The organism is Brenneria salicis ATCC 15712 = DSM 30166 (genome assembly GCF_003315515.1).
GTDB classification, from domain to species: Bacteria; Pseudomonadota; Gammaproteobacteria; order Enterobacterales; family Enterobacteriaceae; genus Brenneria; species Brenneria salicis.
This window is the reverse complement of the sequence record NZ_QNRY01000019.1, coordinates 25756-51032: the sequence shown is the minus strand read 5'-3', so window position 1 is coordinate 51032 and position 25277 is coordinate 25756. Positions and strand designations below refer to the sequence as shown.

At 55.3% G+C, this 25277-nt stretch carries 17 protein-coding genes and 1 other RNA gene; 9 read left to right on the top strand and 9 right to left on the bottom strand.

The features are described 5' to 3' along the window. Positions 1 to 3: 3 nt before the first annotated feature. Both pepP and DES54_RS09975 read right to left on the bottom strand, forming a co-directional pair. The gene (pepP, locus tag DES54_RS09980; RefSeq protein WP_113866964.1) at positions 4 to 1341 is read right to left on the bottom strand and encodes a Xaa-Pro aminopeptidase; all 1338 of its coding nucleotides are present in this window, start codon (positions 1339 to 1341) and stop codon (positions 4 to 6) included. A gap of 60 nt (positions 1342 to 1401) precedes the next feature. After that, a complete protein-coding gene (locus DES54_RS09975) occupies positions 1402 to 1986 on the bottom strand; it encodes a YecA/YgfB family protein (RefSeq protein WP_113866962.1) in 585 nt (194 codons plus the stop codon). Positions 1987 to 2175: 189 nt separating this feature from the next. Here DES54_RS09975 and zapA point away from each other — a divergent pair, with 189 nt between their 5' ends. The 4 genes from zapA (at position 2176) to DES54_RS09955 (ending at position 4617) form a co-directional block, all read left to right on the top strand. Then, positions 2176 to 2505, top strand: coding sequence for a cell division protein ZapA (zapA, locus tag DES54_RS09970; RefSeq protein WP_109053904.1), 330 nt, complete (start codon positions 2176 to 2178; stop codon positions 2503 to 2505). A gap of 73 nt (positions 2506 to 2578) precedes the next feature. Then, a non-coding RNA gene (gene ssrS / locus DES54_RS09965) (6S RNA) lies at positions 2579 to 2762 on the top strand. A 45-nt stretch (positions 2763 to 2807) separates the two neighbouring features. Then, positions 2808 to 3422 carry a 5-formyltetrahydrofolate cyclo-ligase gene (locus DES54_RS09960; protein ID WP_113866984.1) on the top strand — a complete coding sequence of 205 codons (615 nt, stop codon included), beginning with the start codon at positions 2808 to 2810 and terminating at the stop codon, positions 3420 to 3422. Positions 3423 to 3453: 31 nt separating this feature from the next. Beyond that, the gene (locus DES54_RS09955) at positions 3454 to 4617 is read left to right on the top strand and encodes an MFS transporter (RefSeq protein ID WP_113866960.1); all 1164 of its coding nucleotides are present in this window, start codon (positions 3454 to 3456) and stop codon (positions 4615 to 4617) included. Positions 4618 to 4748: 131 nt separating this feature from the next. Here DES54_RS09955 and nadR read toward each other — a convergent pair whose 3' ends face one another. The 3 genes from nadR to serB form a co-directional block, all read right to left on the bottom strand. Beyond that, complete coding sequence (gene nadR / locus DES54_RS09950) at positions 4749 to 5981, bottom strand: multifunctional transcriptional regulator/nicotinamide-nucleotide adenylyltransferase/ribosylnicotinamide kinase NadR (protein ID WP_113866958.1); 1233 nt, start codon at positions 5979 to 5981, stop codon at positions 4749 to 4751. A gap of 91 nt (positions 5982 to 6072) precedes the next feature. Next, a complete protein-coding gene (gene radA, locus DES54_RS09945; protein ID WP_113866956.1) occupies positions 6073 to 7455 on the bottom strand; it encodes a DNA repair protein RadA in 1383 nt (460 codons plus the stop codon). A 17-nt stretch (positions 7456 to 7472) separates the two neighbouring features. Further along, positions 7473 to 8450, bottom strand: a complete 978-nt coding sequence (gene serB, locus DES54_RS09940) for a phosphoserine phosphatase (protein ID WP_113866954.1) — start codon at positions 8448 to 8450, stop codon at positions 7473 to 7475. A 169-nt stretch (positions 8451 to 8619) separates the two neighbouring features. Here serB and DES54_RS09935 point away from each other — a divergent pair, with 169 nt between their 5' ends. Together DES54_RS09935 and fepB are read left to right on the top strand one after the other, a co-directional pair. Beyond that, positions 8620 to 9294, top strand: coding sequence for a YtjB family periplasmic protein (locus tag DES54_RS09935; RefSeq protein WP_113866952.1), 675 nt, complete (start codon positions 8620 to 8622; stop codon positions 9292 to 9294). 87 nt (positions 9295 to 9381) lie between these two features. After that, positions 9382 to 10398 carry a Fe2+-enterobactin ABC transporter substrate-binding protein gene (gene fepB / locus DES54_RS09930; protein ID WP_113866950.1) on the top strand — a complete coding sequence of 339 codons (1017 nt, stop codon included), beginning with the start codon at positions 9382 to 9384 and terminating at the stop codon, positions 10396 to 10398. A 7-nt stretch (positions 10399 to 10405) separates the two neighbouring features. Here the strand turns inward: fepB and entS are convergent, their stop codons facing one another. Continuing rightward, positions 10406 to 11701: an enterobactin transporter EntS gene (gene entS / locus DES54_RS09925; RefSeq protein ID WP_113866948.1), complete on the bottom strand. Its 1296-nt coding sequence runs from the start codon at positions 11699 to 11701 to the stop codon at positions 10406 to 10408. A 173-nt stretch (positions 11702 to 11874) separates the two neighbouring features. Here entS and fepD point away from each other — a divergent pair, with 173 nt between their 5' ends. From fepD to DES54_RS09910, 3 genes are read left to right on the top strand one after another with little or no spacing between them, the layout of a single operon-like run. Further along, positions 11875 to 12918: a Fe(3+)-siderophore ABC transporter permease gene (gene fepD, locus DES54_RS09920; RefSeq protein ID WP_113866947.1), complete on the top strand. Its 1044-nt coding sequence runs from the start codon at positions 11875 to 11877 to the stop codon at positions 12916 to 12918. A 7-nt stretch (positions 12919 to 12925) separates the two neighbouring features. After that, positions 12926 to 13960: an iron-enterobactin ABC transporter permease gene (gene fepG, locus DES54_RS09915; protein ID WP_113866945.1), complete on the top strand. Its 1035-nt coding sequence runs from the start codon at positions 12926 to 12928 to the stop codon at positions 13958 to 13960. Between the two features lie 22 nt (positions 13961 to 13982). After that, entirely contained in the window at positions 13983 to 14780 is a 798-nt protein-coding gene (locus DES54_RS09910) for an ABC transporter ATP-binding protein (RefSeq protein WP_113866943.1), read from the top strand. Positions 14781 to 14822: 42 nt separating this feature from the next. On the opposite strand, the gene DES54_RS09905 is transcribed toward DES54_RS09910, so the two are convergent. From DES54_RS09905 to fes, 3 genes are read right to left on the bottom strand one after another with little or no spacing between them, the layout of a single operon-like run. Beyond that, positions 14823 to 23387 carry a non-ribosomal peptide synthetase gene (locus DES54_RS09905; RefSeq protein WP_113866941.1) on the bottom strand — a complete coding sequence of 2855 codons (8565 nt, stop codon included), beginning with the start codon at positions 23385 to 23387 and terminating at the stop codon, positions 14823 to 14825. 54 nt (positions 23388 to 23441) lie between these two features. Then, complete coding sequence (locus tag DES54_RS09900; protein WP_113866938.1) at positions 23442 to 23669, bottom strand: MbtH family protein; 228 nt, start codon at positions 23667 to 23669, stop codon at positions 23442 to 23444. Continuing rightward, positions 23641 to 24999, bottom strand: coding sequence for an enterochelin esterase (gene fes, locus DES54_RS09895; RefSeq protein WP_113866936.1), 1359 nt, complete (start codon positions 24997 to 24999; stop codon positions 23641 to 23643). Before fes ends, DES54_RS09900 begins: the two co-directional genes overlap by 29 nt. Between the last annotated feature and the right edge of the window lie 278 nt (positions 25000 to 25277).

The window sequence follows — 25277 nt, the reverse complement described above, 5'->3', positions numbered from 1 at the left end:
TTGTCATCCTGAAATCGATTGCTGAGCGGAATGCCGTTGCGCCATCAGCGCTTCGATTTCATCGGCATCTTTCACCACGCCGGACGTCAGGTTTTCGTTGCCGGTTGCGGTGATCAGAATGTCATCTTCAATACGAATCCCAATGCCCCGATATTGCTGAGGCACGTTAGCATCCGGCGCGATATACAGACCGGGTTCAACCGTCAGCACCATGCCGGGTTCGAGCGGACGACCCCAATCGGTGGAACCATAATCGCCGACATCGTGCACATCCAGCCCCAGCCAGTGGCTGAGCCCATGCATGAAGAATTGACGGTGCGCCTGTTCAGAGATCAACGTGTCCACCTCACCTCTCAGGATGCCCAACTGAACCAGCCCGCTCACCATGATACGCACTACTTCGTCAGTGACCTCGCGGATGCTGCGACCGGGCGCGAATAGCGCCAGCGCCTTGAGTTGCGAGCGCAGCACGATGTCGTAGATTGCTCGTTGCGGCGCGGTAAATTTGCCATTGACAGGGAACGTGCGGGTAATATCGCCCGCGTAGCCGCGGTATTCGCATCCGGCGTCGATCAACACTAAATCGCCATCGCGCATTTGAGATTCATTTTCGGTGTAATGCAGAATGCAGGCGTTATCGCCGCTGCCGATGATGGTATTGTAAGAGGGATAACGCGCGCCGTGACGGGTGAATTCGTGATGAATTTCCCCTTCAAGCTGATATTCAAACATACCGGGACGACAAGTCTGCATGGCGCGTGTGTGGGCCAGCGCGGTGATTTCCCCTGCGCGCCGCATCACGTCAATTTCCGCCTGTGATTTGAACAACCGCATTTCATGAACCCACGGACGCCAGTCGGTGACGGTCGGCGGGGCGATAAAACCTTTGCGGGCGCCGTTACGCAACGTTTCCAGCGCGGAAAATAGCAGGTTGTCGGCGTAATCGTATTGCCCCTGCGCGTGATAAATCACGTCCAGACCGTTGAGCAGCAAATGTAGCTGGTCGCCGATTTCATTAAATGGCAGCGCCCGATCGACGCCCAGTTTGGCGGGCGCGGCTTGCTGGCCCAGACGACGACCAAACCAGATTTCCGCCGTCAGATCGCGCACACGGTTGAATAGCACGCTATGGTGGTGTTTTTCATCGCTTTTAACCAGCAACAGCACCGCTTCCGGTTCATTGAATCCGGTGAAATACCAGAAATCGCTGTTCTGACGATAGGGATAATCACTGTCGGCATTACGCGTGGTTTCAGGCGCGGCAAACATAATCGCGGCACTGGCTGGCGCCATTTTCTCCAGCAGCGTCTGACGACGACGAAGGAATTCTTGTGGATTCATCACCTGCTCCTGAAAATATTCCGTGCTGTGGGACGAGCCGTTGCTGCGACTGGCGAAAAATCAATGCAGCGTCGGTTTTTTCTGCTCAGGCGCCACAACCGGTTGGCTGGTAAATTCGTTATGACACAAAATGGCCGAGACTCGAACATATTCAGTCACTTCTTCCAGTGACTGCGCCAGTTCTTCCTGATCTTCATCTTCGTCGTAACCTAACTGGGCGATGTTGCGTAAATCATCAATGGCTTCTTTCAATTCGCCTTCGGCTTTGTTCAGTCGCGGTTGAGCCACGCCCAGGCCCAGCAAAAAATGGTTTACCCAGTCGGCCAGCGCATCCACCCGGTCAAATACCGTGACCGGTTCGTTGTTATCGTCAGGCAGGAAAAGCTGAAACATGAAACCTTCGTCTTCCAGCATTTCACGCGTAACCTGATACAGATGCTGGATTGGCTGGGCCAGCGTTTGCGGGAAGGCCATGCCTTCGTTGGTCAATTCAAACACCAGGGTACGCCAACTGTCGTCGTGGTTGCCGCCGCACAGCAGGCCGCTAATCAAACCATGCATTTCTGCGGCGGTGAGGGCGATTTGCTGCTGGTGAAGCAATTGGTCAAGGGCTTCATAGCCTGGAAACGTATTCTCTATAGACATGCGGATTCGTCATCGTTGGCAGGATTAGTTCGTGTTATGCTACCACCAAGCCCGGTAGGGATACCAGAAAGGGCTTGTATCTTATAGTGGGGATATATATAGTGGCGCCCGCTTTAACTGGCCCGATGCCGGGCAGCGCAGGATTAAATTCCCTGCGGGCGCGAAAACGAAATAAGGCAGGAAGGTGGCATGTCTGCACAACCGGTAGATATTCAGATTTTTGGCCGTTCGTTAAGAGTCAACTGTCCGCCAGAACAACAGGATGCGTTGAATCAGGCTGCGGAAGATCTTAACCAGCGGTTGCAAGATCTTAAAGTTCGCACTAGAGTCACAAATACCGAGCAACTGGTGTTTATCGCCGCGCTGAACGTGTGCCATGAACTGGCGCAGGAACGGGGTAAAACCCGTGATTATGCGGCGAATATGGAGCAGCGTATCCGTATGCTGCAACAGACCATCGAACAGGCTTTGTTGGAGCAGGGACGGATTACCGAACGTCAGGGACCGCAGTTTGAATAACATCGAAATTTGACAAAAGTACGGTGTTTTTACGCGATAAGACGTGATAAGGTTTTTGTGAGTTACGAATAAAATTTCTCTGAGATGTTTGTCAGCGGGCCAGTCCCCTGAGCCGATATTTCAAACCAACAGAATGTAATGCTCCGTGGTTGGTGAGCACGCTCGGTTCGTCCGAGAAGCCTTAAGACTGCGACGTTATGTTCACCTTGAACCAAGGGTTCAAGGGTTACAGCCTGCGGCGGCATCTCGGAGATCCCCTTTGTTTCACGCGTGATCATTACGGCTACGGCCCTCATTTTCGTATGCATCCCACTCCGTCATTCGCCTCATCCCTTTCTTGCGCTCAACGTCGCCAGCAAATCCGTCAGGATGTACGCCAGCGTCGTCGTCAACTCACGCCTGATCAGCAGGCCCTCTTCGCGGAGCAGGCGATGGATCAGGTGTGTCGTCACCCGAAAATAACGCAGGCCGACAGCATCGCGGCGTTTCTCTCATTCGATGGCGAACTGGATACACAACCGCTGATCCAGCAGCTATGGCGGCAGAGTAAACGGGTTTATCTGCCGGTATTGCATCCGTTCAGCGCCGGGCATTTGCTGTTCCTGCGTTATATGCCGGATAGCGAACTGGTTTTGAATCGTCTGAAAATTCTGGAACCGCGGCTGGATGTGCGGCAGGTGCTGCCGCTGCGCCGGTTGGATGTGTTGCTGACGCCGCTGGTGGCGTTTGACAGTCAGGGACAACGCTTGGGCATGGGCGGCGGTTTCTATGATCGCACGTTGCAGGATTGGTCGCGGCAGGGGCCTTACCCGATTGGACTGGCCCATGATTGCCAGTTGGTTGACTGTTTGCCAACCGAGCCTTGGGATATCCCGCTGCCGGAGATTATTACGCCGTCACGTTGTTGGCGGTGGTGATGTGATTTGTTAAACCCGCACTGGAAGCGCAATGACAGAAAACCCTCGTAGCTCCCGTTTTACGACCCTGAACATGATAATCGCCGCGTCCCTGGTGGGGCTGGTTACTGGCTATACATTGCCTTTGATCAGCCTGAAGCTTGCACAGCAAGGACACAGTACCGCGACGCTCGGTATTCTGGCGGCGCTGCCCGCCGCCGGAATGATGTTATCCTCTTTTATCACGCCATTGCTCAGCCGTCGCCTGCACGCCAGATATCTTTTATCGAGTAGCCTTATTATCCTTGCGGCGTCAACCGTTGCATCCTATCTGCTCTCGCATCCACTGTTGCTCATCCTACCCCGTTTGCTGACCGGACTGGCGTCGGGGCTTCTTGTGGTACTGGGGGAAAGCTGGATTACCAGCCGCGCTTCAGACAAGCACAAGGCGACGTTGACTGGGGTCTATACCTCGGTTTTCACCGGGTGTCAGTTGTTGGGGCCATTGCTTATCGCCGCCGGGGAGAATATTCAAATATATGCCTTGTGGCTGATTTGCGGCGTATCTGGCGTTTGTGCGCTAATGCTGAAAAATTGTGCCGATATGATCCGGGCAGAGGAAAGATCGTCCGCCTCTTACCGGAGTCTTATCCCTTTTCTACCTGCGATTGCATCTGGCGTATTCTGTTTTGCTTTCTTTGATGCCAGCATACTCTCCCTCTTTCCACTCTATGGCGTGGCGCAAGGTTTGGACGAAAAATCCGCGATATTATTGGTAACGCTCATCTTTCTGGGGGATGCCTTATTCCAGACGCCGATTGGCTGGCTGGCGGACAAATGCGGCATCATAAAAACCCACATCGGTTGTGGCGTTGTTTTCTGTATCATGCTGTTATTATTAATATTTTCATTTCCCTCCCCAACACTTCTGGCTTCAATCTGTATCATCCTTGGTGCGGCGGCTGGAGGCCTCTACACACTTTCCCTGGTTCGGGCTGGTCAGATATTTGTCGGTCAGCGACTGATTGTGATGAATTCACTGCTGGGGCTGTTCTGGTCTGCCGGCAGTATTACCGGCCCGCTTCTCTCCGGAGCGGTCATTACTTTATTCGGTTATGACGGTCTGATCGCGGTATTGCTTTTTACTGGTGTTTTGTTCGTCAGCATGCAGTGCATGTTGAGAAACGCGTGTTTATCGCGTTCGCTGGGCGAATAGCTAATCCCAACAAGTTGTTCTTGCTGAAGATGGAACGGGGTTTTTTAGGGGCGTTGTTGAATCAGCCCGCGTCCTGCCGGTTGAGTTATGCTGACGGGCAAACCGGCCTGACAACGATTTAACAGTGTGGTCTACCTTTTATGTCCCAGCATTTGCTGCACCAGTTCCACACAGCGCAGAAAACGCGAGTCATAGTCTGATTCTTCAACGTGGATGTAGCGGATATTATTCTCCGCCAGCATGCTTTTCAGCAGATTTTGAAATTCCTGTCGTGCGGACGAACTGCCCAGGCTGCGCAGCCCATCAGCTACCCACGGCGTGTTGTTTTCCAGCAGAATCACCAGATCGAAGCGATATTCGTCAATCAACGCCTGAACGAACGGATGCTCGCGGCCCTCATACTTTTTGCAGAATGCCTGTGTCGTCACGAAGTCGGTATCGATAAAAGCCACTTTGTTGGCGTATTTGACGGCAAAATCGATGTATTGCGCCTGACCGAGCGCGATTTTGTCGTAGTCGGAGTATTGCAGCGCCATTTCATCGCCGCCCAGATGGGAGAACACGTAGTCGCGGCCATATTCCCAGGCGCTGGTGGTGTTGAAGATGTTGGCCAGTTTGTTCACCAGCGTGGATTTCCCGCTGGATTCTCCGCCCAGAATAGCGACCGTGCGCACAAAGAACGGTTTGACTTCGGTGGGGATATATTCCCAGTAGCGGAAAGGATCGTGGCGGATTTGCGATCCGCTGATGCTCATGAAGGAGCGCTGAGGATCGATCAGAACCGTTTCGATCCCCAGTTGTTTACGGTATTGCGGCGCGTCCTGCTCTTCGCTGGTATAGACGAAATTGGGTTCGATATTTTTTTCCCGCATAAAAGCCTGAATGCCCTGGCTCCAAATGTCCCAGCCGTGCGGATACGGTTCCATCCCTTGTTCATTAAAGGCATGAATGCGGATATTTTTCTGATATTTAAAGGTTTGCAGCAGCCAGCGCAGGCGATCGCTGACGGTCGGCTGTTGCGACATGGAACTATTTTCAAACAGCAGGCGGTCACGCGGTTCGTCATAACCCAGAATGACGTGCAGTTCGTCCACCTGGCTGCACGCGCGTTGAATCAGATAGATGTGGCCGGTATGCAGGGGATAAAACTTGCCGAAGACGACGCCAATCTTTTTTTCATGCCGGGGAAATTCCAGACCGAGAAAACGGTGCAGCGCTTCCAGTTTCTGAGCGCTGGGGCTTTTGATCTTGGCGTTGAGCAACTGGCTGAGATAGCCTTTGGTCATATCCGTCGCATCGGCGACTTGCTGTAAAGTACATCCCTTTTGCCGAATGGCGGATTTTAAATACTCAAATGGGGACATAGTCCGACACTCCTGTTTAGCGTACTAAACAAGATACCACAGGGCAGCGGATGAATCGCTGTTTTATGGCGGGGCTCGGAACTCCGCGACGTTACAAATCGTTGAGAATATCCAATGCGTCAGCCAGCTTTTTGACGCCGAAAACCTGCATATTGGCCGGCGGTTTTTTCGGCATGTTGGCGTGGGGGACAATCGCGCGTTTGAAACCGTGCTTGGCCGCTTCCGCAATGCGTTCCTGACCGCTGGGCACCGGGCGGATTTCACCCGCCAGCCCGACCTCGCCAAACACCACCAGATCCTGCGGCAGCGGACGGTCGCGCAGGCTGGAGACCAACGACAGCAACAGGGCGAGATCGGCGCTGGTTTCCGTTACTTTGACGCCGCCGACGACGTTGACGAACACATCCTGATCCGACATTTGCAAACCGCCATGACGATGCAGCACCGCCAGCAGGATCGCCAGACGGTTCTGTTCCAGCCCCACCGCGACCCGACGCGGGTTCGCCATCATGGATTGATCCACCAGCGCCTGAATTTCCACCAGCAACGGGCGCGTGCCTTCCCAGACCACCATCACCGAACTGCCGGAAGTGATCTCGTCGCCGCGGCTGAGGAAAATCGCCGACGGATTGCTGATTTCGCGCAATCCCTGTTCGGTCATGGCGAAAACACCCAGTTCGTTGACGGCGCCAAAGCGGTTCTTGTGACTGCGTAGGGTACGGAAACGGGAATCGGCATCGCCATCCAGCAATACCGAGCAGTCGATACAATGTTCCAGCACTTTCGGGCCGGCCAGCGAACCATCTTTGGTGACATGACCGACCATAATAATGGCGACGCCACGGGTTTTGGCGAAACGGGTCAGGTAGGCCGCGGTTTCGCGGACCTGGGCGACGCTGCCGGGCGAGGATTGAATATCCGCCAGATGCATCACCTGAATAGAGTCGATCACCATCAGCTTTGGCTGTTCCTGCTTGGCAATCAGGCAAATCTGTTCGATGCTGGTTTCAGACAACATATTTAGATTGTGAGCGGGCAAGCCGAGACGATGGGCGCGCATCGCCACCTGCTGCAACGATTCTTCCCCGGTTACGTACAGGGTTTTCATCTGTTCGGACAGTTTGCACAACGTTTGCAACAACAGGGTGCTTTTTCCCGCCCCCGGATTACCGCCGATCAAAATCGCGCTGCCCGGCACCATGCCGCCGCCCAGCACGCGATCAAATTCCTGAAAACCGGTGGAAAAGCGAGGCAGCGCCTCAAGACTGATTTCCGAGAGTTTTTGTACCCGACAGACGCCGGCGCTTTCCCCCGCATAGCCGGTCAGACGATCGGATTGCGAGGACGAGGTTGCCGCCAGACGAACTTCGGTAATGGTATTCCAGGCATGACAGGCGCTGCACTGTCCCTGCCAGCGTGGATAATCCGCCCCGCATTCATTACATACAAAGGCGCGTTTGACGGCTTTTGCCACAAGTTACCTCGTTTCGATTAGCGTTCTTCGTGCCGCATGCTGCCGCTGAGGATACACAACACCCCGGTCAGGTCGGCATGACGGATGGTCACGGCGGACTGTTCGTTGACTTTGGGTTTGGCATGATAGGCAATGCCCAGACCTGATGCTTTGATCATCAGCAGATCGTTGGCGCCATCGCCGATAGCGACCGTCTGCTGCAAGGGAATATCCAGTTTTTCCGCCAGTTCACGCAGCGTGGCGGCCTTATATTTCGCATCGACAATCGGGCCGATGACTTCGCCGGTCAGTTTACCATCCCACATCCCCATTTCATTGGCGACGGCCGCCACCAGACCCAGTTTTTCACGCAGATAATCGGCGAAATAGGTAAACCCGCCTGAGGCGATGGCTACATGCCAGCCAGCCGCCTGAAGTTGACTGACCATATTGGTCAGACCCGGCATCAGCGGCAAGTCTTTACGCACCTCTTGCAGAATATTGGCGTCGGCGCCTTTTAATGTGCCGACGCGCTGGCGCAGACTGGCGGAAAAATCCAGTTCTCCGCGCATCGCGCGCTCGGTGACGTCGGCAACCAATTCGCCCGTTCCCGCCAGCCGCGCGATTTCATCAATGCATTCAATCTCAATCGCGGTGGAATCCATATCCATCACCAGCAGGCCGGGCGCGCGCAGGGTGGGCGCGTTGCGCATCGGCGCGACATCCATGCTCAGTTCATGCGCCAGCTTGGTGGCGCGCGGCGTCAGTGAACCCGCCAATCGCACGACCTGATAATCTCCCACGTTCCAGGCGCTGACAATCACCATCGCCGCGCCCAGTTTACGCTGATAGCGGGAAAGCAGATTCTTGTCGAGTACATCGCCATACAACAACCAGCCAGTGTCTCCGGCGCGGTAATCGAGCGGCATCACTTCATCGCCGCTCAGTGATAGCGGCAGTCCCGGCCAACAGTTAATCTCATTTGGGAGATCACGATAGGTCAGACTATTCGACATGGGATAAATCCTCTACTGGCGGTCATTGGGTGGCATAGAATGGGGTATCTGTCGGTTTTCTGATACCGGATCGCAACCACAAACATATCCATCGGAAAACAGGGCAACAAGCTATCCTATCGTCGGCTCTTCTGGCAACATAAAGTATCCAAATCGCCTAAGGATTATCATGGTCAGGACTCGGGTAAAATTTCGCCTGCATCGCACAGCCATTGTGCTGATTTGTCTGGCTCTGCTGGTGATACTGATGCAGGGGGCCTCCTATTTCAGCCTGAGCCGCCAGATGGCGCGCTCCGAACAGGTTGATGAGTTGGCGCGCACCCTGACCAAACAGGTGGCATACAGCCTCGCGCCGTTGCTGGATAGCGTGGGGGATAATAACCAGAAAATTAACGACATACTCAAGCAACTCACGGAACATAGCCGGATTTTGGATGCCGGTATTTATCAGCAGGATGGATCGCTGGTCGCCAACGCGGGCGAACAGGTTCAATTGCGCGATCGGCTGGCGCTGGACGGCAATCGGGTCGGCAGTTATTCCAATCATCAACTGGTGCAGCCGATTGAGGGCAAGGACGGGCCGATAGGCTTTCTGCGCATTACTCTTGATACCCACGTTCTGGCGACAGAAGCCAAACAAGTGGATAACACCACCAATATATTGCGCCTGATGATATTGTTATCGCTGGCGATCGGCATCATTCTGACGAGAACGCTGTTGCAGAACCGCCGTACCCGTTGGCAGCAATCGCCTTATTTTCTCACGGCCAGTACGCCGGTTAATGAGGATGATGGCGTGGAGAACGATGCCGGCGCTGATAACGAAGATCAAAAGAAAGGCTAATTCACGCGGTTGTTTTAAGCGTTTACCGTTAAGCCCGCGGGCGCGGCTAACTTATCTGATGTCCATTTTGGGAGGAATCGTCCGGTTATGTCTGGTGCGTTGAACCTGATTTTTCGCAGAATAGCGGTCATTGTTTGTGGCGCATTTCTTGTGGTTATGGCAAGCGGTTGCGATAACGGTGATATTTCCTCGTCTGAGTCTGTTACGACCCAACATGAAGGTTGGCCGCGCACCGTTCAGACCGCTAAAGGGCCGCTGACCTTATCCCACCCACCTCAGCGAATTGCATCAACCAGCGTGACGATCACCGGTTCTCTGTTAGCCATTAACGCCCCGGTGATCGCTTCTGGCGCGACCAGCCCGAGTTCGAACGTTGCCGATAACCAGGGATTTTTCTCTCAATGGAGTAAAGAAGCCGCGGAACGGGGCGTGAAACCGCTCTATATTACCGAACCTAATGCTGAGGCGGTTGCCGCGGTTTCCCCGGATTTGATCGTCATTGCGGCTACTGGCGGTGATTCGGCCCTCAAGCTGTACGATCAACTGACGACGATTGCTCCGACATTGGTGATTGACTATGGCGATAAGAGTTGGCAGCAATTGGCCCGGCAGTTAGGGATCGCCACCGGACATGAAGCGGATGCCGACAGTGTTATCGCGCAATTTGAACAACGGGTGCGGGCGGTAAAACAGGCGATTACGTTACCCCCGCAACCCGTCTCTGCCGTGGTCTATTATGAAGACGGGCGCGGGGTAAACATCTGGACGAAAGCATCGGCTCAGGGACAATTGCTAACTGAGTTGGGCTTTCAGCTTGCCACGTTGCCAGAGGGGATAAAGACGGAAACCAAACAAGGCAAGCGCCAGGATATTGTGCAGATTTCCGGTGAAAGCACCGCGGAGAGTCTGAATGGTAAGAGCCTGCTACTGTTTTCAGCGGATGACAGTATCATCAGCGCCGTGTTGGGTAATCCGTTCCTCAGTCATCTGGAACCGGTCAGGGAACGCACTATCTGGGCGATGGGAACCGATACCTTTCGGCTGGACTACTACAGCGCCAGCAATATGCTCAGTAATATTGAACGGCATTTCGCTACGCGATAAATGCGTATTAGTTCTGACGCGCAGGGGCGTTGTTCTCGTCAGCGGGTTGTGCCTCTGTTTCGCGTAATAATGCCGGATCGCCCATCGTGCAGTGGCGTAGTGGACGTATGCAAACGGCCAGCAGTAAGCATAACAGCGCAGCGGCACCGCCGAATGACAGAATGCTCACGACCGGTGTTAATACTTTCCCCATCATCCCCAACCCTAATGCGCCTATTGAATCGCCGGTGACATCCTGTGCGGTACCCAGACTGTTTACCCGGCCCAGCAAATGGTCCGGCGTATGGCTTTGGATTAACGTAAACTGTAATAAAGAAGTTATTGCGTTCAGGTAACCGTAGCATACCAGAGCGAGCAGGGCGGGAATGAGATTACCCACCAGCCCCAACGAAGCAACGCAGAGAAACGCGCCGATGGCGCAACACAGCAATATCCTGCCCGGTCGCTGGGCCTGTGATACCCAGCCGCTGGTGAAGGCGCCTAACATGGCGCCCAGTGGAACCGCAGAATACATTAGCCCGATAGCGGAAGGGCCTGCGTGATAGACATCGGCAGCCAATGCGGGAAAAAGGACGCGCATCGCTCCCACGATGCTCACCAGCATACCAATCAGTACTACGCTGCCGACGATTTTATGGGCGCAAACAAATTTCACCCCGCTCGCTAATGCGCGTAACGGATGTTCCGGTTCCTGATATTCCGGCTTCATGGTTGGCAAGCGCACCAGAGGAAGCAGTGTGGCCAGCGTTCCAATGGCGGCGATGGCAAAATTCCACCCCACGCCGCCCGCAACAATAATAATTCCACCCAACGCGGGTGACAGAATGGCGCCTAGCCTGACGGTTAACATACTTAGCGCGCCAGCGGCGGGGAGATGTTTTCTTCCTACCAACAGCGGGATCACCGCCATCAGCGCCGTCATTCCCAGGGCGCCGAAAAATCCATCCCAGGCTGCCAGCACATACAGCGCTATTAGCGACGGCGTGGCGGAAAAAGCATTGATACTGAGTGCGACAAAACCCAGCCCACAGGTTCCCCTGGCGAACAGAATCAGCTTACGGCGATCGAAACGATCCGCCAGCACGCCTCCCAGTATCAACCCTACGAACATGCCGATGCCGTCAAGCGCCACCGCGATCCCCACCTGAAGCGTGGAGCCGGTCATCGCCTGTATCTGTACGGGAACGCCGACCGTCAACATGCCGAGAGCAAAGACGGACAACATGCGTGCGATGAATATCGCCCTAAAATGCGCATTGTTTTTCAGCAAACTGAAATCAAGCAGAATGGATGATTTAGCCATGATTATCCAAACAGAAATTGACAACGGTTCCTATGAACCCGCTACACGTTAATCCGACAAACAGGCGATTGCGTCAATGTTTTTGATGAAAGCGTCATGGTACCATAGCTAAAATCTAACGTTAATGATAACTATAATCATAAACATTCGCTTTTTAGGGGTTGTTATCGGGAATGTCACATCACCAGATCCACTACGATACAGCACGACTGGTCGCTTTTTTTTCTCGTCGCGACCGTTTGCGCCGCCTGTCCGGTGTGGTGATAGCGGTGTGTGCTATTGCGTTGGTCGCTGTCGCCAGCTTGATGCTGGGCGCCAAATCAATTCCTCCGCACACCGTCTGGCACAGCCTGACGGGGCAGGTGAGCAATGCTGATAGCACCATTATTCTCTATGCCCGCCTTCCCCGCACGCTGGCCGGAATTATTGTCGGCATGGCGCTGGGCGGCGCCGGTGCGGTAATACAGGCGTTGACGCGTAATCCGCTGGCGGACCCTGGTATTCTGGGCGTCAACGCCGGAGCCAGCTTTGCCATTGTTATTGGCATCACCTTGTTCGGGATCACCGGCATGGCATCCTGGCTTGGCTTCGCCTGGGCGGGCGTGCTGATTACCAGCATTGCGGTCTGGGTTATCGGCACGCTGAGCGGCGGACGCATCAACCCAGTCCAGCTAACACTCGCTGGCGTTGCTTTAAGCGCGGTATTAACCGGTATGACTTCCGCCATTTCCTTGCTTAATCCAGACGCGTTTGATCAATTACGGATCTGGGAAGCCGGTACGCTGGATATCCGCTCCATGCACAATATCGCGCTGGTGACGCCAATGATTATTCTTGGTTGCCTGCTGGCCTTGATGAGCGCCCGGTCACTGAATACGCTCAGTATGGGGGAAGATATTGCGACTGCGCTCGGCACTAATATCATCCTGGTTCGCTGTCTGGCGATGCTGGCGGTGATGCTGTTGTGCGGTTCCGCCACCGCGCTGGTCGGTCCTATTGGCTTCGTCGGTTTGATGATCCCGCATATTGCTCGTTGGTGGGCCGGACCGGATCAGCGCTGGATCCTGCTTTACTCCCTGCTGTTCGCCCCGATTCTGCTGCTGTGCGCGGATATCACTGGTCGTCTGTTGGTGCCGGGCGAACTGCGGGTGTCGATTGTTACCGCATTTATTGGCGCGCCGGTATTGATTTGGCTGGTTCGTCAACGTAAAGCCTGAGGAAAATATGACGACCAAAACGATCTATCTCAGCGCGCCTTATGGCGTAATAAGCGGTCGGCTGTCACGCCGCGTGATATGTATAAATGGTCTGCTGTTTATTGCAGGTATGCTGCTGGTTGTTCTGGCAATCTGCCTCGGTACTCTGCAATTATCGCCGTTCGATGTCTGGCGGGCGTTGACCGGCGAAGCGAGTCAGGGCATCGTCACCGTTGTTACGCAGTGGCGAGCCCCTAGAGTGGTGATGGCTTTATTGCTGGGGGCTGGCCTGGGCGTCAGTGGTGCGATTTTTCAATCCATTATTCGTAATCCATTGGGTAGTCCTGACATTATCGGCTTTAGCAGCGGCGCCTATGCCGGTGCGTTAGTCACCATTATTTTACTTAATGGCGGCTATTACGAAATTGCCAGTGGCGCACTGATCGGCGGCATCCTCACCGCCGTGGCGGTCTATCTGCTGGCATGGCGTGAAGGCATTGTAGGATTTCGGCTGATCATTGTCGGTATTGCGATCAGTGCGATCCTGGCCGCTTTCAATACCTGGCTAATCATTACCGGATCGCTGGAGAGTGTGATGACAGCCGCACTGTGGGGAACAGGATCGTTAAATGGCGTTACCTGGGCCAAAGGGCAGCCTGCCGTTATGATTATTCCCGTCACCATTGCGATGGCGTTACTGATGGGGAAACGTCTGCAACTGCTGGAGATGGGGGATGACAGCGCCCGTGCGCTGGGGGTTAGCGCGGAGGCCAGTCGGTTGTGGCTGATGTTGCTCGGTGTCATTCTGACCGCCGTGGTGACGGCGGCAACTGGCCCAATCGCCTTTATCGCGCTGGCCGCGCCACAAATCGCCCGCCGTTTAATGCAGGCCAGTTCCGTTCCGTTATTTTCATCAGCCATGATTGGCGCCATATTGTTGCTGTTGGCTGATATGACCGCTCAGCATGCCTTTACTGGCATACAGCTACCGGTGGGCGCGGTTACCATCAGCATCGGGGGGATTTACCTGATTTGGCTGCTTGTTCGTGAGTCACGGCGTTAACCGTCAAAAGAGTAAAATATCCATGACGCATCTTCTGCATGCCGCGAGTCTGACACTCGGGTACGACAAAAAAATCATTACTCAGGATTTGAGCATCACGATCCCTGAAAACCAGTTCAGCGTAATTATCGGCCCCAATGCCTGTGGTAAATCAACCCTGTTGAGGGCTCTGTGTCGGCTGTTGAAGCCGTTGGCGGGAGAAGTATTGCTGGATGGTAAAAGCATCCAGCAGATCCCCACCAAGGTATTGGCTCGTCGGATCGGGCTGTTGCCGCAACAGGCGATAGTGCCGGATAATATCACGGTGGCCGATCTGGTCGCTCGTGGCCGCTATCCTCATCAGACATTACTCCGCCAATGGAGTCGGACGGATCGGGATGCGGTGGAGCAGGCGATGAGCGCTACCAGTGTCAGTGATCTGGCCGAACGTAGCGTGGATGAATTATCCGGCGGCCAACGGCAGCGCGTCTGGGTCGCGATGGTGCTGGCTCAGCAAACGCCGCTGTTATTGCTGGATGAGCCGACAACCTGGCTGGATATTGCTCATCAGATTGAACTGCTCGATCTCTTTTGCATGCTGAACCAGCAGCACGGACGAACATTAATCGCCGTACTGCATGATCTCAATCAGGCATGCCGTTACGCGGATCATCTGATTGTGATGAGCGCGGGGCAGGTTGTCAGCCAGGGGAAACCGGTTGATATCATGAGTACCGAGTTGGTTAAGCAGGTGTTCGGTATGTCATGTGTGATCATCAGTGATCCGGTTTCCCATACGCCGCTGATTGTACCGTGCGGACGCTATCACCCGGCCTTATAAGGCCGGGTGATTAAGCATTTTCCCTGTATTTCTCTTAGCGGGCTATGCCAGTGATGGATAGCCTGATAATAACCGAGCCAACTGCGGCCCAAGGTGTGTCAACGATGCCGGTGAAAGGATGTCGGCATGCTCGCAGGACTGAGGATAAGTAGTCAGCCTGGTGACATAGGGAGCCCAGACGTCCTGTACATTCATATCAGCCGGCAGCGTATGAGTCGCCACAAACAGCGTTGCTTCACCGAGGTAATGAGGTGTTGCGGCGCCTGACAGTAAACGCACTGCATCTTTATAGTTGGCGACGATATTGCTGAACATCGCGGCTTTTTCTGCACGCAATTGCGGGTCGGGTTCATCTTCGGCTGCCGCCATAAATTCGGTCTGTTCACGCGCCACTTCATGACGGGCTTCTTCCTCAGTGGGGCCGCTCCAGTCCTGCCCTTCAGGTGGGTAAGTATCCAGCAGGCCAAGGAATTCGACCGATTGCCCCGCCTGTTGCAAACGTGCGGCGATACCCTGCGCCAGCGTGCCGCCGAGCGAGTAGCCCAGCAGGAAGTAAGGGCCTTGCGGCTGAATTCGACGAATTGTCGCCAGATGATGTTCACACATCGCCGCCACATCTTTGCAGTGGGCAATGACCCCTTGAGGCCGTGGTGATTGCAATCCGATAATCGGATATTTGCCGCCGAGATAGCGCAGCAATCCAGCATATTGCCAGGCAAACCCCGATGCCGGATGCAGACAGAACAGAACCGGGCCTTTACCCGTTCGTAATGGCAACGTTTCGCCGAACCCACGGCTTTCCGCCGAGGTCGGGGTCTGTTCTCCGTCAAGCAATGCCGCCATTTTTTCGACGCTGCGAGCGACCATAATCTGACCGATGGTCAGTGACTGATGCAGATGACGACGGATTTCCGCCGCCAGTCGCATCGCCAGGAGCGAATGTCCCCCCAATGCAAAAAAATCGTCATCCGCAAACACCGTATCCCGTTCCAGAATGTCGGCAAACAGTGCGGCAAGTATACATTCTGTGCCGGGGGAGGGGGGGCGACCGTTTTTCCGCCGTGTCTCCGGCGTCGGCAGAGCTTTACGATCCAACTTGCCATTGGCGCTGAGCGGCAATGCCGTCATCATCACATAGCTGACCGGCAGCATATGGGCTGGCAACTGTTGCGCCAGCGTCTGATGCAGTCGCTCGGTATCCAGCGTAACGCCCGCTTCCGGGATGAGCCAGGCCACCAGTTGACGTGTATCCGCACCCGCAATGGAGACGCCTCCGAGTTCGCGGGCGCAAACTACCGCCTGCGCGACGCCCGGCTGGGCCAGCAAGACTTGCTCAATTTCTCCCAGTTCAATGCGCTGGCCGCGAATTTTCAGTTGATCGTCGCTGCGGCCAAGGTATTCCACTGTGCCGTCGTCGAGCCAGCGCGCGATATCGCCGGTACGATACATCCGCTCGCCCTGAGAAAACGGATCGGCGACAAAGCGGCTTGCCGTCAAATCGGGACGGTGCAGATAGCCTTCCGCCAACTGAATGCCACAGAGATATAAGTCACCGGCCACGCCTATCGGCACCGGACGCAGGTAGCCGTCCAGAATACGCAGTTGGGTATTCCAGACCGGTAAGCCAATCGGAATACCCGGCGCATGAACACGCGCCAGCGCCGCGCCGGAGGCCGGCTGATAGGTCACGTCCACCGCCGCTTCCGTCGGGCCGTACAGATTATGCAGTGGCGCGGCGATCAATGCCTGATAGCTGAGCGCCAGTTCCCGTGATAGCGCCTCGCCGCTACAGAATACCCGTCGCAAATGTGAACAGCCCGCCTGCTGACGCGCCGCCAGTGCGTTCACCCAGGCCGCCAGCATCGAGGGCACGAAATGCAACGTGGTGACCGTATAATCCTCGATCAGTTGCAACAGTGCATCGGGGTCGCGATGCGCTTCCGGCGGAGCCATGACCAGACGGGCGCCGGTCATCAACGGCCAGAAAAATTCCCACACCGACACATCAAAACTACAAGGTGTTTTCTGTAACACGACATCGTCGGCGGTAAGCCGGTAGCCGTCCTGCATCCACCACAGGCGATTGACAATGGCCTGATGGCTGACCATTACCCCTTTGGGACGTCCGGTGGAGCCTGAGGTATAAATCACATAGGCGACCTGCCGCGGGGCGACGCTAACCGGCTGTATACTCTGCAACGGGCGTTCATCCGCCAGTTTATCCAGCAGCAACAGATGAGCCAGCGGCGCAAAACGTGTTTTCAGGCCGTTTTCCGTAATGATCAGGCGAGGTTGGGCGTCGTCCACCATCAATGCCAGTCGTTCATCAGGATAGCCGGTGTCCAGCGGCAGCCAGGCTGCTCCGGCTTCCAGAATCGCCGTCAGCGCCAGGCTAAGCCGGACTGAACGCGGCAGAGCGACCGCCACAATATCATCGGGTTGCACGCCAGCGGCGATCAGCCGATTCGCCAGTAGTTGTATCTGTGTCCACATCTGGCGATAGGTCAGTTGGTGTTCGCAATCCACCAGCGCCACGCGATCAGGGGTGCGACGGACCTGTTCGGCGACAGCCTGATGCAGCGTACCTGACGGGACATCATGCGCGGTCTGATTCACCGCGGCCAGCAGCGCTTTTTCCTCTGGTATCTGTAGCTGCCAGGCGCTAAGCGGTAGATCCGGCTGCCGAACCAGTTGCTCCATCATCATCATCAGCCGCTGCGCCAGATGTTGCGGGTGTGGCACGCCGTCACGATATTCTATCAGCAGGCGGAGCCGTTTCCCCGGTAATACCAGCAGTGTAAGCGGATAGTGGGTATAGCCCCGGTTATTGACGGCTTTACAGCGTAGGGCCTGTACTTCATCATTGGCGATCCCCTGTTCGGGGCCGTTTTGATCAGGATAATTCTCCACCACCAGTAACGTATCAAACAGGGTGCCAGTGCCGGCCAGTTGCTGAATTTCCCCCAGTCCCAGATCGTCATGTTCAATCAATTGAATTTGTCGGGACTGAAACGCGGCAAGCTGGTTCAGTAACGGCTGATCGGGAACGAGCGTGATACGTACAGGCAGCGTATTGCTGAACAGGCCGATATGCTGATCCAGTCCGTCAATCTGGCCAAAACGTCCTGATACCGGCGAACCGAAGATCACATCATTAGAACCGCTATAGCTACTGAGCAAGACGCCCCACAGACCCTGCATCAGGGTATTGAGCGTCAGCCCCTGTTGCAGACAGCACCGGGTCAACGCCTGTTCCAGACGCGTCTCCGGCAAGAGTTCCAGTTCATGAACCTCACCCAGGTGCGGCTGTTCGCCAAATAGCAGCGTCGGTCTGACCCCGCTTAATGTTTCCTGCCAGCGCTGGCGCGAGGTGTCGGCATTGCGGATCGCCAACCGCCGGACAATTTGCGCATAGCTTACCCGGTGCGTTTGCAAGGCTGATTCACCGTGATAGAGAATAGTGAACAGATCGCGCAGCAATATCGGTGTTGACCAGCCATCCACCACCAGATGATGCGCATTAAGAAATAGCGTATGGCGGGATGATTCGCCGTGTTTTACCAGTAAGGCATGCAGCATGGCGTGTGGCTGACGGAACAGGTCGCGTTCCAGTTCGGCTTTTTCCAGCGCCGATAGCGCATCGGCTTCGTTCTGAGGCGACAGCGTGGGTAATGTCTGCATATCCAACGGCCAGTAGCACTCATTGTCATGCAGTATCGGCAGGAGTTGCAGTGGCGTTTGCGTATGTTCGGTATCGAAACGCGCCGCCAGTTGCGGATGGCGGCGGACGATGGCTTCCAGCGTCTGCCTGAGATGCGCGCAGTCAAGCGGCCCATTTAGTGATAAACGCGTCACGGAATTATAGCTGCCCGCGCTATCCGCGAGTTGAGCATGGAATAACAATCCTTGTTGTAATGGCAAGGCCGGCAAGACGTCTGCCAACGGGCCATGTACCTGTCCCAGTCGGCGCAGGGTATCGTCCGTTACCCCGTCCATCATCACGTCGGCGGCGACCAATGTATCGGCTGCTTGTGTCGGATGTCGCCTGGAAAAGTCGATTAGAAGATCAACGGCTTGCGTCAGGTTTTCATGCAATGCGTCTATTGCTTGCTCAGAGAAGATGCCCTGCGCCCATCCCCAATGGATGGCAAGGCGAGGTTCTGACGTTTGTTCATCGACAAAAATATTGATTTCCAGTGCGTAACTGAGCGGCATTTTGCTTTCCTGCGATACCGCGAAGGCATCACGGAAACGGTGCGGCGTGCGCTGCGGCGTCCATTGTGCGCTGCCATGACTGAAACGTCCCAGGTAGTTAAACAGAATTTCGGGCGCGTGTTGCCGTGCCAGCGGTGATAGGCGTTCGGCGGCGGAGTTATCCAGATAACGCAATATGCCGTAACCAATGCCGCGATCCGGGACAGCGCGCAATACACGTTTTACCGCCCGCACCACCTGCAAGGGCGTGTCCACCTTTTCGACTGACCAGTCCATATGCACAGGATATTCCGCCGTCAGCCAGCCAACGGTACGGGAGACGTCCACGCCATTTTCCACTTCCGGTCGCCCGTGAGATTCAAGCATCACGCGAAGTTGCGATACGCCGTAACGGTTATGGCAAGCAAGCCCCAGCGCACTAAGTAGAATCTCTTCCACCCCCGCCCGATAATGTTGCGGCAACGAGATAAGCAAGGCGGAAGTTCGTGCGGAGTCAAGTAATAGGCGTTTTTCGCGCTGTGTGAATTGACGATCCTGGGTCGGATCCAATGGCCGTTGTCCGAATAAAGCGAGCGGCGTCTGTAACATAGACTGCCAGAACGGTAACTCAGCCTGACGTTGCGGAATATTGGTCTGCAACCAGGCTGACCAGTCATGCAGCGACGCTGTTTCCGCGGTCAGTGAAATCGTCATTCCGGCCATAGCCGCCTCTGCCGCCTGCTGTAATTCAGGTAACAGAACCCGCCATGACACACCATCGACAACCAGATGATGGATGACGATCACCAGACCGCTCGACTGGTTTTCCCGTTGCAATAATACGGCTTGCATCATCAGGCCTGTTGGCGGGTCCAGTTTTTCTATCGCCACGTCAAACGCGCGTTCGGCGCTGGCGGGCAGATCATCTTCCATCTGCCCTACTTCACAGCGAGACGTTATGGTGACCGGCGGTTGCTCGCCGATAACCAGATGATCGCCCTGGGTAAAGGCCGCCAGCGCCGGATGCGCATCGCTCAATGCTTTCAGCGCCTGTTCCAGATGAGTGCGCTGCAACCCCGCCGGAACATGGAGAAATACGCCGTGGGCAAAACGCCGGTTAATGCCCTGTTGAGCGAACCAGCGCAATATGGGCAGTGCGTCAACAGGGCCGTGTTGCCGGACATGATGTGCATAGCCCTGAGTTGGCAACGGTTCCATCATCGCCGCCATGCGAGCAGGCGTGCGCTGGACAAAGATATCCCGTGGACGCAACTGCCAGCCGGCCTGTCGCAGTAATGTACCTAATCCCATAGCGGAAATACTGTCGCCGCCAGAGGCAAAGAAGTCATCGTCAGCCCCCATGCGCTCCAGTCCCAGCAGGCCGGCGATAGACTGGCAAATCAACACTTCCTGTTCGCCTTGCGCATCCCGGCTGTGGTTTTGTTTCATCGGCTGAGGGGCGGGCAACGCCTGACGATCAATTTTGCCGTTGACGGTCAAGGGCAATTCTTCCATCACCACCAGTAAGGACGGCACCATATAATCCGGCAACCGCACGGATAGCTGTGCCAGCAAATACGATGAAACATCCGATTGTTCGCGCAATGCGGCATCCGGTACGGAGCAATAGCCGATTAAACGATGTGTCGCCCCGATGGATTCAGCGATCACGACGGCGGTGCTGACTTCCGGAAGGTCGACCAGCGCATTTTCCACTTCGCCCAGTTCGACACGAAATCCACGTACTTTAATCTGGTGATCGGCCCGGCCGATAAAGACCAACTGACCATCGCTGCGCCAGCGCATCAAGTCGCCCGTGCGGTACATCACCTCTCCGGGGCGGAATGGATTGGCGACGAAGCGCGTCGCCGTTAAATCCGGACGGCGCAAATAACCGCGTGCGATACCCGGCCCGGAAATATACAACTCACCGGCAACGCCTGACGGCACCTGTTGTAAACGATGATCCAGCAGCCAGACATCGGTATTGGCGACCGGTCGGCCAATCACCGGCTGAGCGGCTACGCTAATACTGGCGCCCAGCGTATCGACGGTGTATTCCGACGGGCCGTAATAGTTGTGGATCGCCATGTCCGACTGTTGCCGCATTAATTGCCACAGCCGCGGTGTGGCGGCCTCTCCGCCGATCATAATAAAGCCCGGCTTGGGATGGCCCGGCTCCAGCAGTCCGCAGTCGATCATCTGAGAGAAAAAGGAAGGGGTAACATCCATCAGATCAATGGGGGTCTGATGCAGATGCTGTACCAATGCCCAGGCATCCCGTCGCAGTTCCTCATTGAAAATATATAACTCGCAGCCCAGGATCAGGCAAAACAGCGGTTCCCAGGATGAATCAAATGAAAAAGAGGCGGTGTGACCCGCACGCAGGCGTCGATCATAACGACGGGATAATGTCTCGATTGCCGGTTCGAACAGGAAGGCGGCGTGTGAGTTCAGGAGATTCAGTAATCCGCGGTGGGTGCTCATTACGCCCTTGGGCCGTCCGGTAGAGCCGGAGGTATAAATCATGTAAGCCAGGTGTTCGCTGCACAGCGCTTCCCGGCGTTCGGCGTTACGTACCGGTTCCGCTGACATCTTACGGCACTCGGCTTGAATGTCGTCGTCATCCAGACAGAGCGTCAACGGTAAATCCGGCATTTGCCCGACAACCGCCCGATGCGTTAGCAATAATACCGGCTGGGCATCCTCACACATTAGCGTCAGACGCTCTCGCGGGTAATCCAGATCCAGCGGCATATAGGCCGCGCCGCTGGCCAGCACGCCAAATATCGCCACCAGCGAATCGGTTGAACGGGGGATGCCGATGGCAACCACATCTTCGGCGCCCAGCCCACGGGCGATCAGTACCCGCGCCAGTTGCATGATACGGTCAGAGAGTTGCTGATAGCTCAGGCTGACATCCCCGCAACGCACCGCCACGGCGTCCGGCTGTTTTTCCACCTGTAGCAACAACCGCTCTACCACGGATACCGCGTCAACCGGCATCGTCAGGCGCGGCCCGCAGGCCCATTCCGCTATGCGTTTGCGTTCATCCGCGCTGACCAGAGGAAACTGGCCGATGGCCTGCTCTGGGTGCTGTATTAGCTGGTTGAACAGGGAGTGAATACGCTCCGCATGCCATTGCAAGGATTGTGCGTCATAACGTTCGGGATTCGCGACCAATGTCAGGTGCAGCGAATCCCCTTCCATGCCGAGCTCAAACTCCAGATCGTCCACCGGCCCCATTGCCAGCGTATGGGTTATTGCCGGCGTGCCGTCCAGCGTTAGCGCCGCATGATAAACTTTAAAGTTAATCACTGGCCCATATAGTCCCTCACTGCTGCCGACGCGTCCGAGATCGCGCCGCAGTTGTTCGGCTTCGTAACGCTGATGACGGCGTACTGTCTTGATTTCTTTTATCAGTGCTTGCGTGACATCGGTCAGCGTCATGTCCGGTTGTAACGTCAACTGAAGCGGCAGTACGTTCACCACCGGCCCGATGGCGGACAGGGCTTGCGATCCCATCCGCCGCATAAACGGGAAACCAACGGATAAATGTGACGAGCCGCTGATGCGATACAGGTAGACAGACAGCGTCGCCATGACGATCTCCGCAGGTTCAGCCTGTAGTAAACCATCATCTGGTTTGAGAGCGTGGAGAACCGATGAGTCGATGGTTACCTTCTGTTGTAACGTGCGAGTCCCCTTTGGCGCGGGGGTACAGACATCAGCGGCCAGTGATACCGGGGCGGGTAAATTGCGGGCATGCGCCTGCCAGAATGCGGCGGAACGCTCACAGGCCGGCGAACACTGCCATGCCAGATATTCGTCAACCACGCGACTAAATGGTGTAAATGGGGTATCGCCGGGCGAACGTCCGTTACGCAAGGCGTTATAGATATCCACGATACGCCGGGTCAGCGCATCAAAACTGAAACCGTCCAGCATTAGATGGTGAAAACGTTGATACCAGAACCAACGTTCCGGCTGCCCGGATACTCTCATCACGACCTGACGATAAAGCGGATGTTTGCCATCAGCGGGCAACGCGGCTGTCAGATCGGCCTGCATTAATGCTCGGGCGGCATCTTCGCCTTCCTGACGGAAATCCATCCATTCTGGCGCATTAACCTGTTGTGTCTGAATACGGCGGGGAAGTTGCTGCACCGGTATTCCCGCTTCATTCAGAGAGAAACGGGCATGAATCGTATCGGCTTCAGCGAGTCCCTGACGTATCGCCGCGTCCAGACAATCACGATCTACCGGGCCGCACAGTTCAATAACGTGCGCGACAGTAAACGCATTACGTTGGCTGGCGATCTGATCCGCAAACCAGATACCGGGCTGGGCAGCCACCAGAGGCATTTCCTGAAAGTCAGCCAGGGCCTCAGATACAATGAGTGTTTCTGACACGGTGTTTTCCTTACTTGGCAAACGGGAAAGACAGAACCTGATAGATTCCGGCGCTTAACATTGCTCTGATGGCGCGTTACGCAGACTGGCCGGGCGCATATCGATCCAGTGTTTTTCGGTGTATTCAATGCACGCCGCCCGAGACTGGGGGCCATACACGTTGCGCCAGCCCGCTGGCAGCGCGGCAAATGCAGGCCATAAACTGTATTGCTGTTGTTCGTTGATCAGGACAAAAAACGTAAGACTGTCATCATCAAATGGGTTTAGCTGTTCCTGACTCATAAGGGTCCCCTGTCAATTCATGGTCTGTTGGTGTGATGTCCGCGGACAACAGCCAGCGACATCCGTCAATTAATCCGCCGCGCCAGCACAGGGCGTCATGTCCGCCGTCATACACCCGATAGTTCACCCGGTGACCGGCGGCAATCAGCGCCTGATGCATGTGTTCGTTTACTCTCTTGATATCGTTTTCACGGCTTCCCGCTTCCTGAAAGATGGCCAGCGGCGTCTGGTGGCCGCAACCTTGCTGAACATGTTGAGTCAGCCAGCCAATCTCATGGCTTGACGGGGAAGATGAGTGTGTAAGTTGCTTCAGATTCGGCCACCAGAAAGAGCCGGACTGCGTGAGTATCCTGCCAAAGCGCTGGGGCCAGAACAGACCGGCGTAAAGCGCGGCCAACCCGCCGTAGCTCTGCCCCGATACCACGGTGCGATCGGGATCGTCGCTAAAAGCGGCATACTGCGCCGCCAGCGGCAACAGTTCCGCCTGTACCGCCAGCCAGAAATTCTCATTGCAGGTCAGTTCCTGCTCCCGGTATTGCATGTCAATCACGTCAATAAACAACCATACCGCGGGTGGCAAGCCGCCATTGGCTGTTTCCGCATCCAGCGCGGAAAATAGCGGGAGTTCTTCCGCCCACTTCTGACCATCCAGCACGATCACCAGCGGACGCAATGTTTCCCCGCCGCTATCGCCGGTGGTGTACAGCCAGATGCGCCGCTGGTTTCCCAGTTGCCCGCTTAGCCACGGAAAAATCGCCAATCTTTGGGGCGCGGGAGAGGGGGCAACACCGTTGTCCCACTGTTGCCATGCCTGTTGAGCAGGCGCTGCTGGCATATGTGCGGCGGAAAGTGACGCTTTCCAATAAGTGTTATAGGGTTGCAACGGGTTAAGCGGGTCGGCAATGGCATAAGCAAACAGCGAGCACCACCATTCGCGTTGCTGCTGGCTGCGCTGTTGTTCATCGCCATGAAATTCAGGGGGAAGTTGTTCGCGGATAATCGGAATCAGACAGTAGCTGCCGCGCCATTCGGATTCAATATTCAGCAACCAGTGCCAGATATCGGTGCCGGGCATGCGTTGCAGGCTTTGCGGCGTAACGCTGTGGTGGTCGGTAACGCCAGTGATATCAATATAGACGCGCTGAATATCCGAGTGATGTTCGTCCCCAGCCGGATCACGCCAGAAAAAAGTGATGCAAACCTGCTTTTCACTCAGGGTTTCCACTAACGGTGTGCCAATTTTAGCTATCTGTTGCCACCATCTATCGTCCCCAGCCGACGGTGATGAAAGAAACGCGTCAGCAGCACCAGCTGATTGTTTTTTCAGCATTAAAACCTCTCAGAGTATTCCCGTTACGTTCGTATCCCTTACCTTTCATGACACAAGTGATGATGTAAATTGTTTGCTTTACAACTATCGACAATAATACAAATAATATTGAGATTCATTTTCATTTGCAATAATATATCGTTCTCCAGACTGGTTGAAAGATCATCAATAAATTCATATTTGGTTGTTTTTTATAAAATATTCCTCGCTAAAACCGGTTGTCACTCAGGGGTGATGAGGTGTGCTCCGGCCTTGGCGATGGTTAAGGCGCTCAAGAT

Bases quoted from the DNA above. Each gene is read 5' to 3' on its own strand.
- pepP (WP_113866964.1), bottom strand. From the start codon at position 1,341: ATGAATCCACAAGAATTCCTTCGTCGTCGTCAGACGCTGCTGGAGAAA.
- DES54_RS09975 (WP_113866962.1), bottom strand. From the start codon at position 1,986: ATGTCTATAGAGAATACGTTTCCAGGCTATGAAGCCCTTGACCAATTG.
- zapA (WP_109053904.1), top strand. From the start codon at position 2,176: ATGTCTGCACAACCGGTAGATATTCAGATTTTTGGCCGTTCGTTAAGA.
- DES54_RS09960 (WP_113866984.1), top strand. From the start codon at position 2,808: ATGCATCCCACTCCGTCATTCGCCTCATCCCTTTCTTGCGCTCAACGT.
- DES54_RS09955 (WP_113866960.1), top strand. From the start codon at position 3,454: ATGACAGAAAACCCTCGTAGCTCCCGTTTTACGACCCTGAACATGATA.
- nadR (WP_113866958.1), bottom strand. From the start codon at position 5,981: ATGTCCCCATTTGAGTATTTAAAATCCGCCATTCGGCAAAAGGGATGT.
- serB (WP_113866954.1), bottom strand. From the start codon at position 8,450: ATGTCGAATAGTCTGACCTATCGTGATCTCCCAAATGAGATTAACTGT.
- DES54_RS09935 (WP_113866952.1), top strand. From the start codon at position 8,620: ATGGTCAGGACTCGGGTAAAATTTCGCCTGCATCGCACAGCCATTGTG.
- fepB (WP_113866950.1), top strand. From the start codon at position 9,382: ATGTCTGGTGCGTTGAACCTGATTTTTCGCAGAATAGCGGTCATTGTT.
- entS (WP_113866948.1), bottom strand. From the start codon at position 11,701: ATGGCTAAATCATCCATTCTGCTTGATTTCAGTTTGCTGAAAAACAAT.
- fepD (WP_113866947.1), top strand. From the start codon at position 11,875: ATGTCACATCACCAGATCCACTACGATACAGCACGACTGGTCGCTTTT.
- fepG (WP_113866945.1), top strand. From the start codon at position 12,926: ATGACGACCAAAACGATCTATCTCAGCGCGCCTTATGGCGTAATAAGC.
- DES54_RS09910 (WP_113866943.1), top strand. From the start codon at position 13,983: ATGACGCATCTTCTGCATGCCGCGAGTCTGACACTCGGGTACGACAAA.
- DES54_RS09900 (WP_113866938.1), bottom strand. From the start codon at position 23,669: ATGAGTCAGGAACAGCTAAACCCATTTGATGATGACAGTCTTACGTTT.
- fes (WP_113866936.1), bottom strand. From the start codon at position 24,999: ATGCTGAAAAAACAATCAGCTGGTGCTGCTGACGCGTTTCTTTCATCA.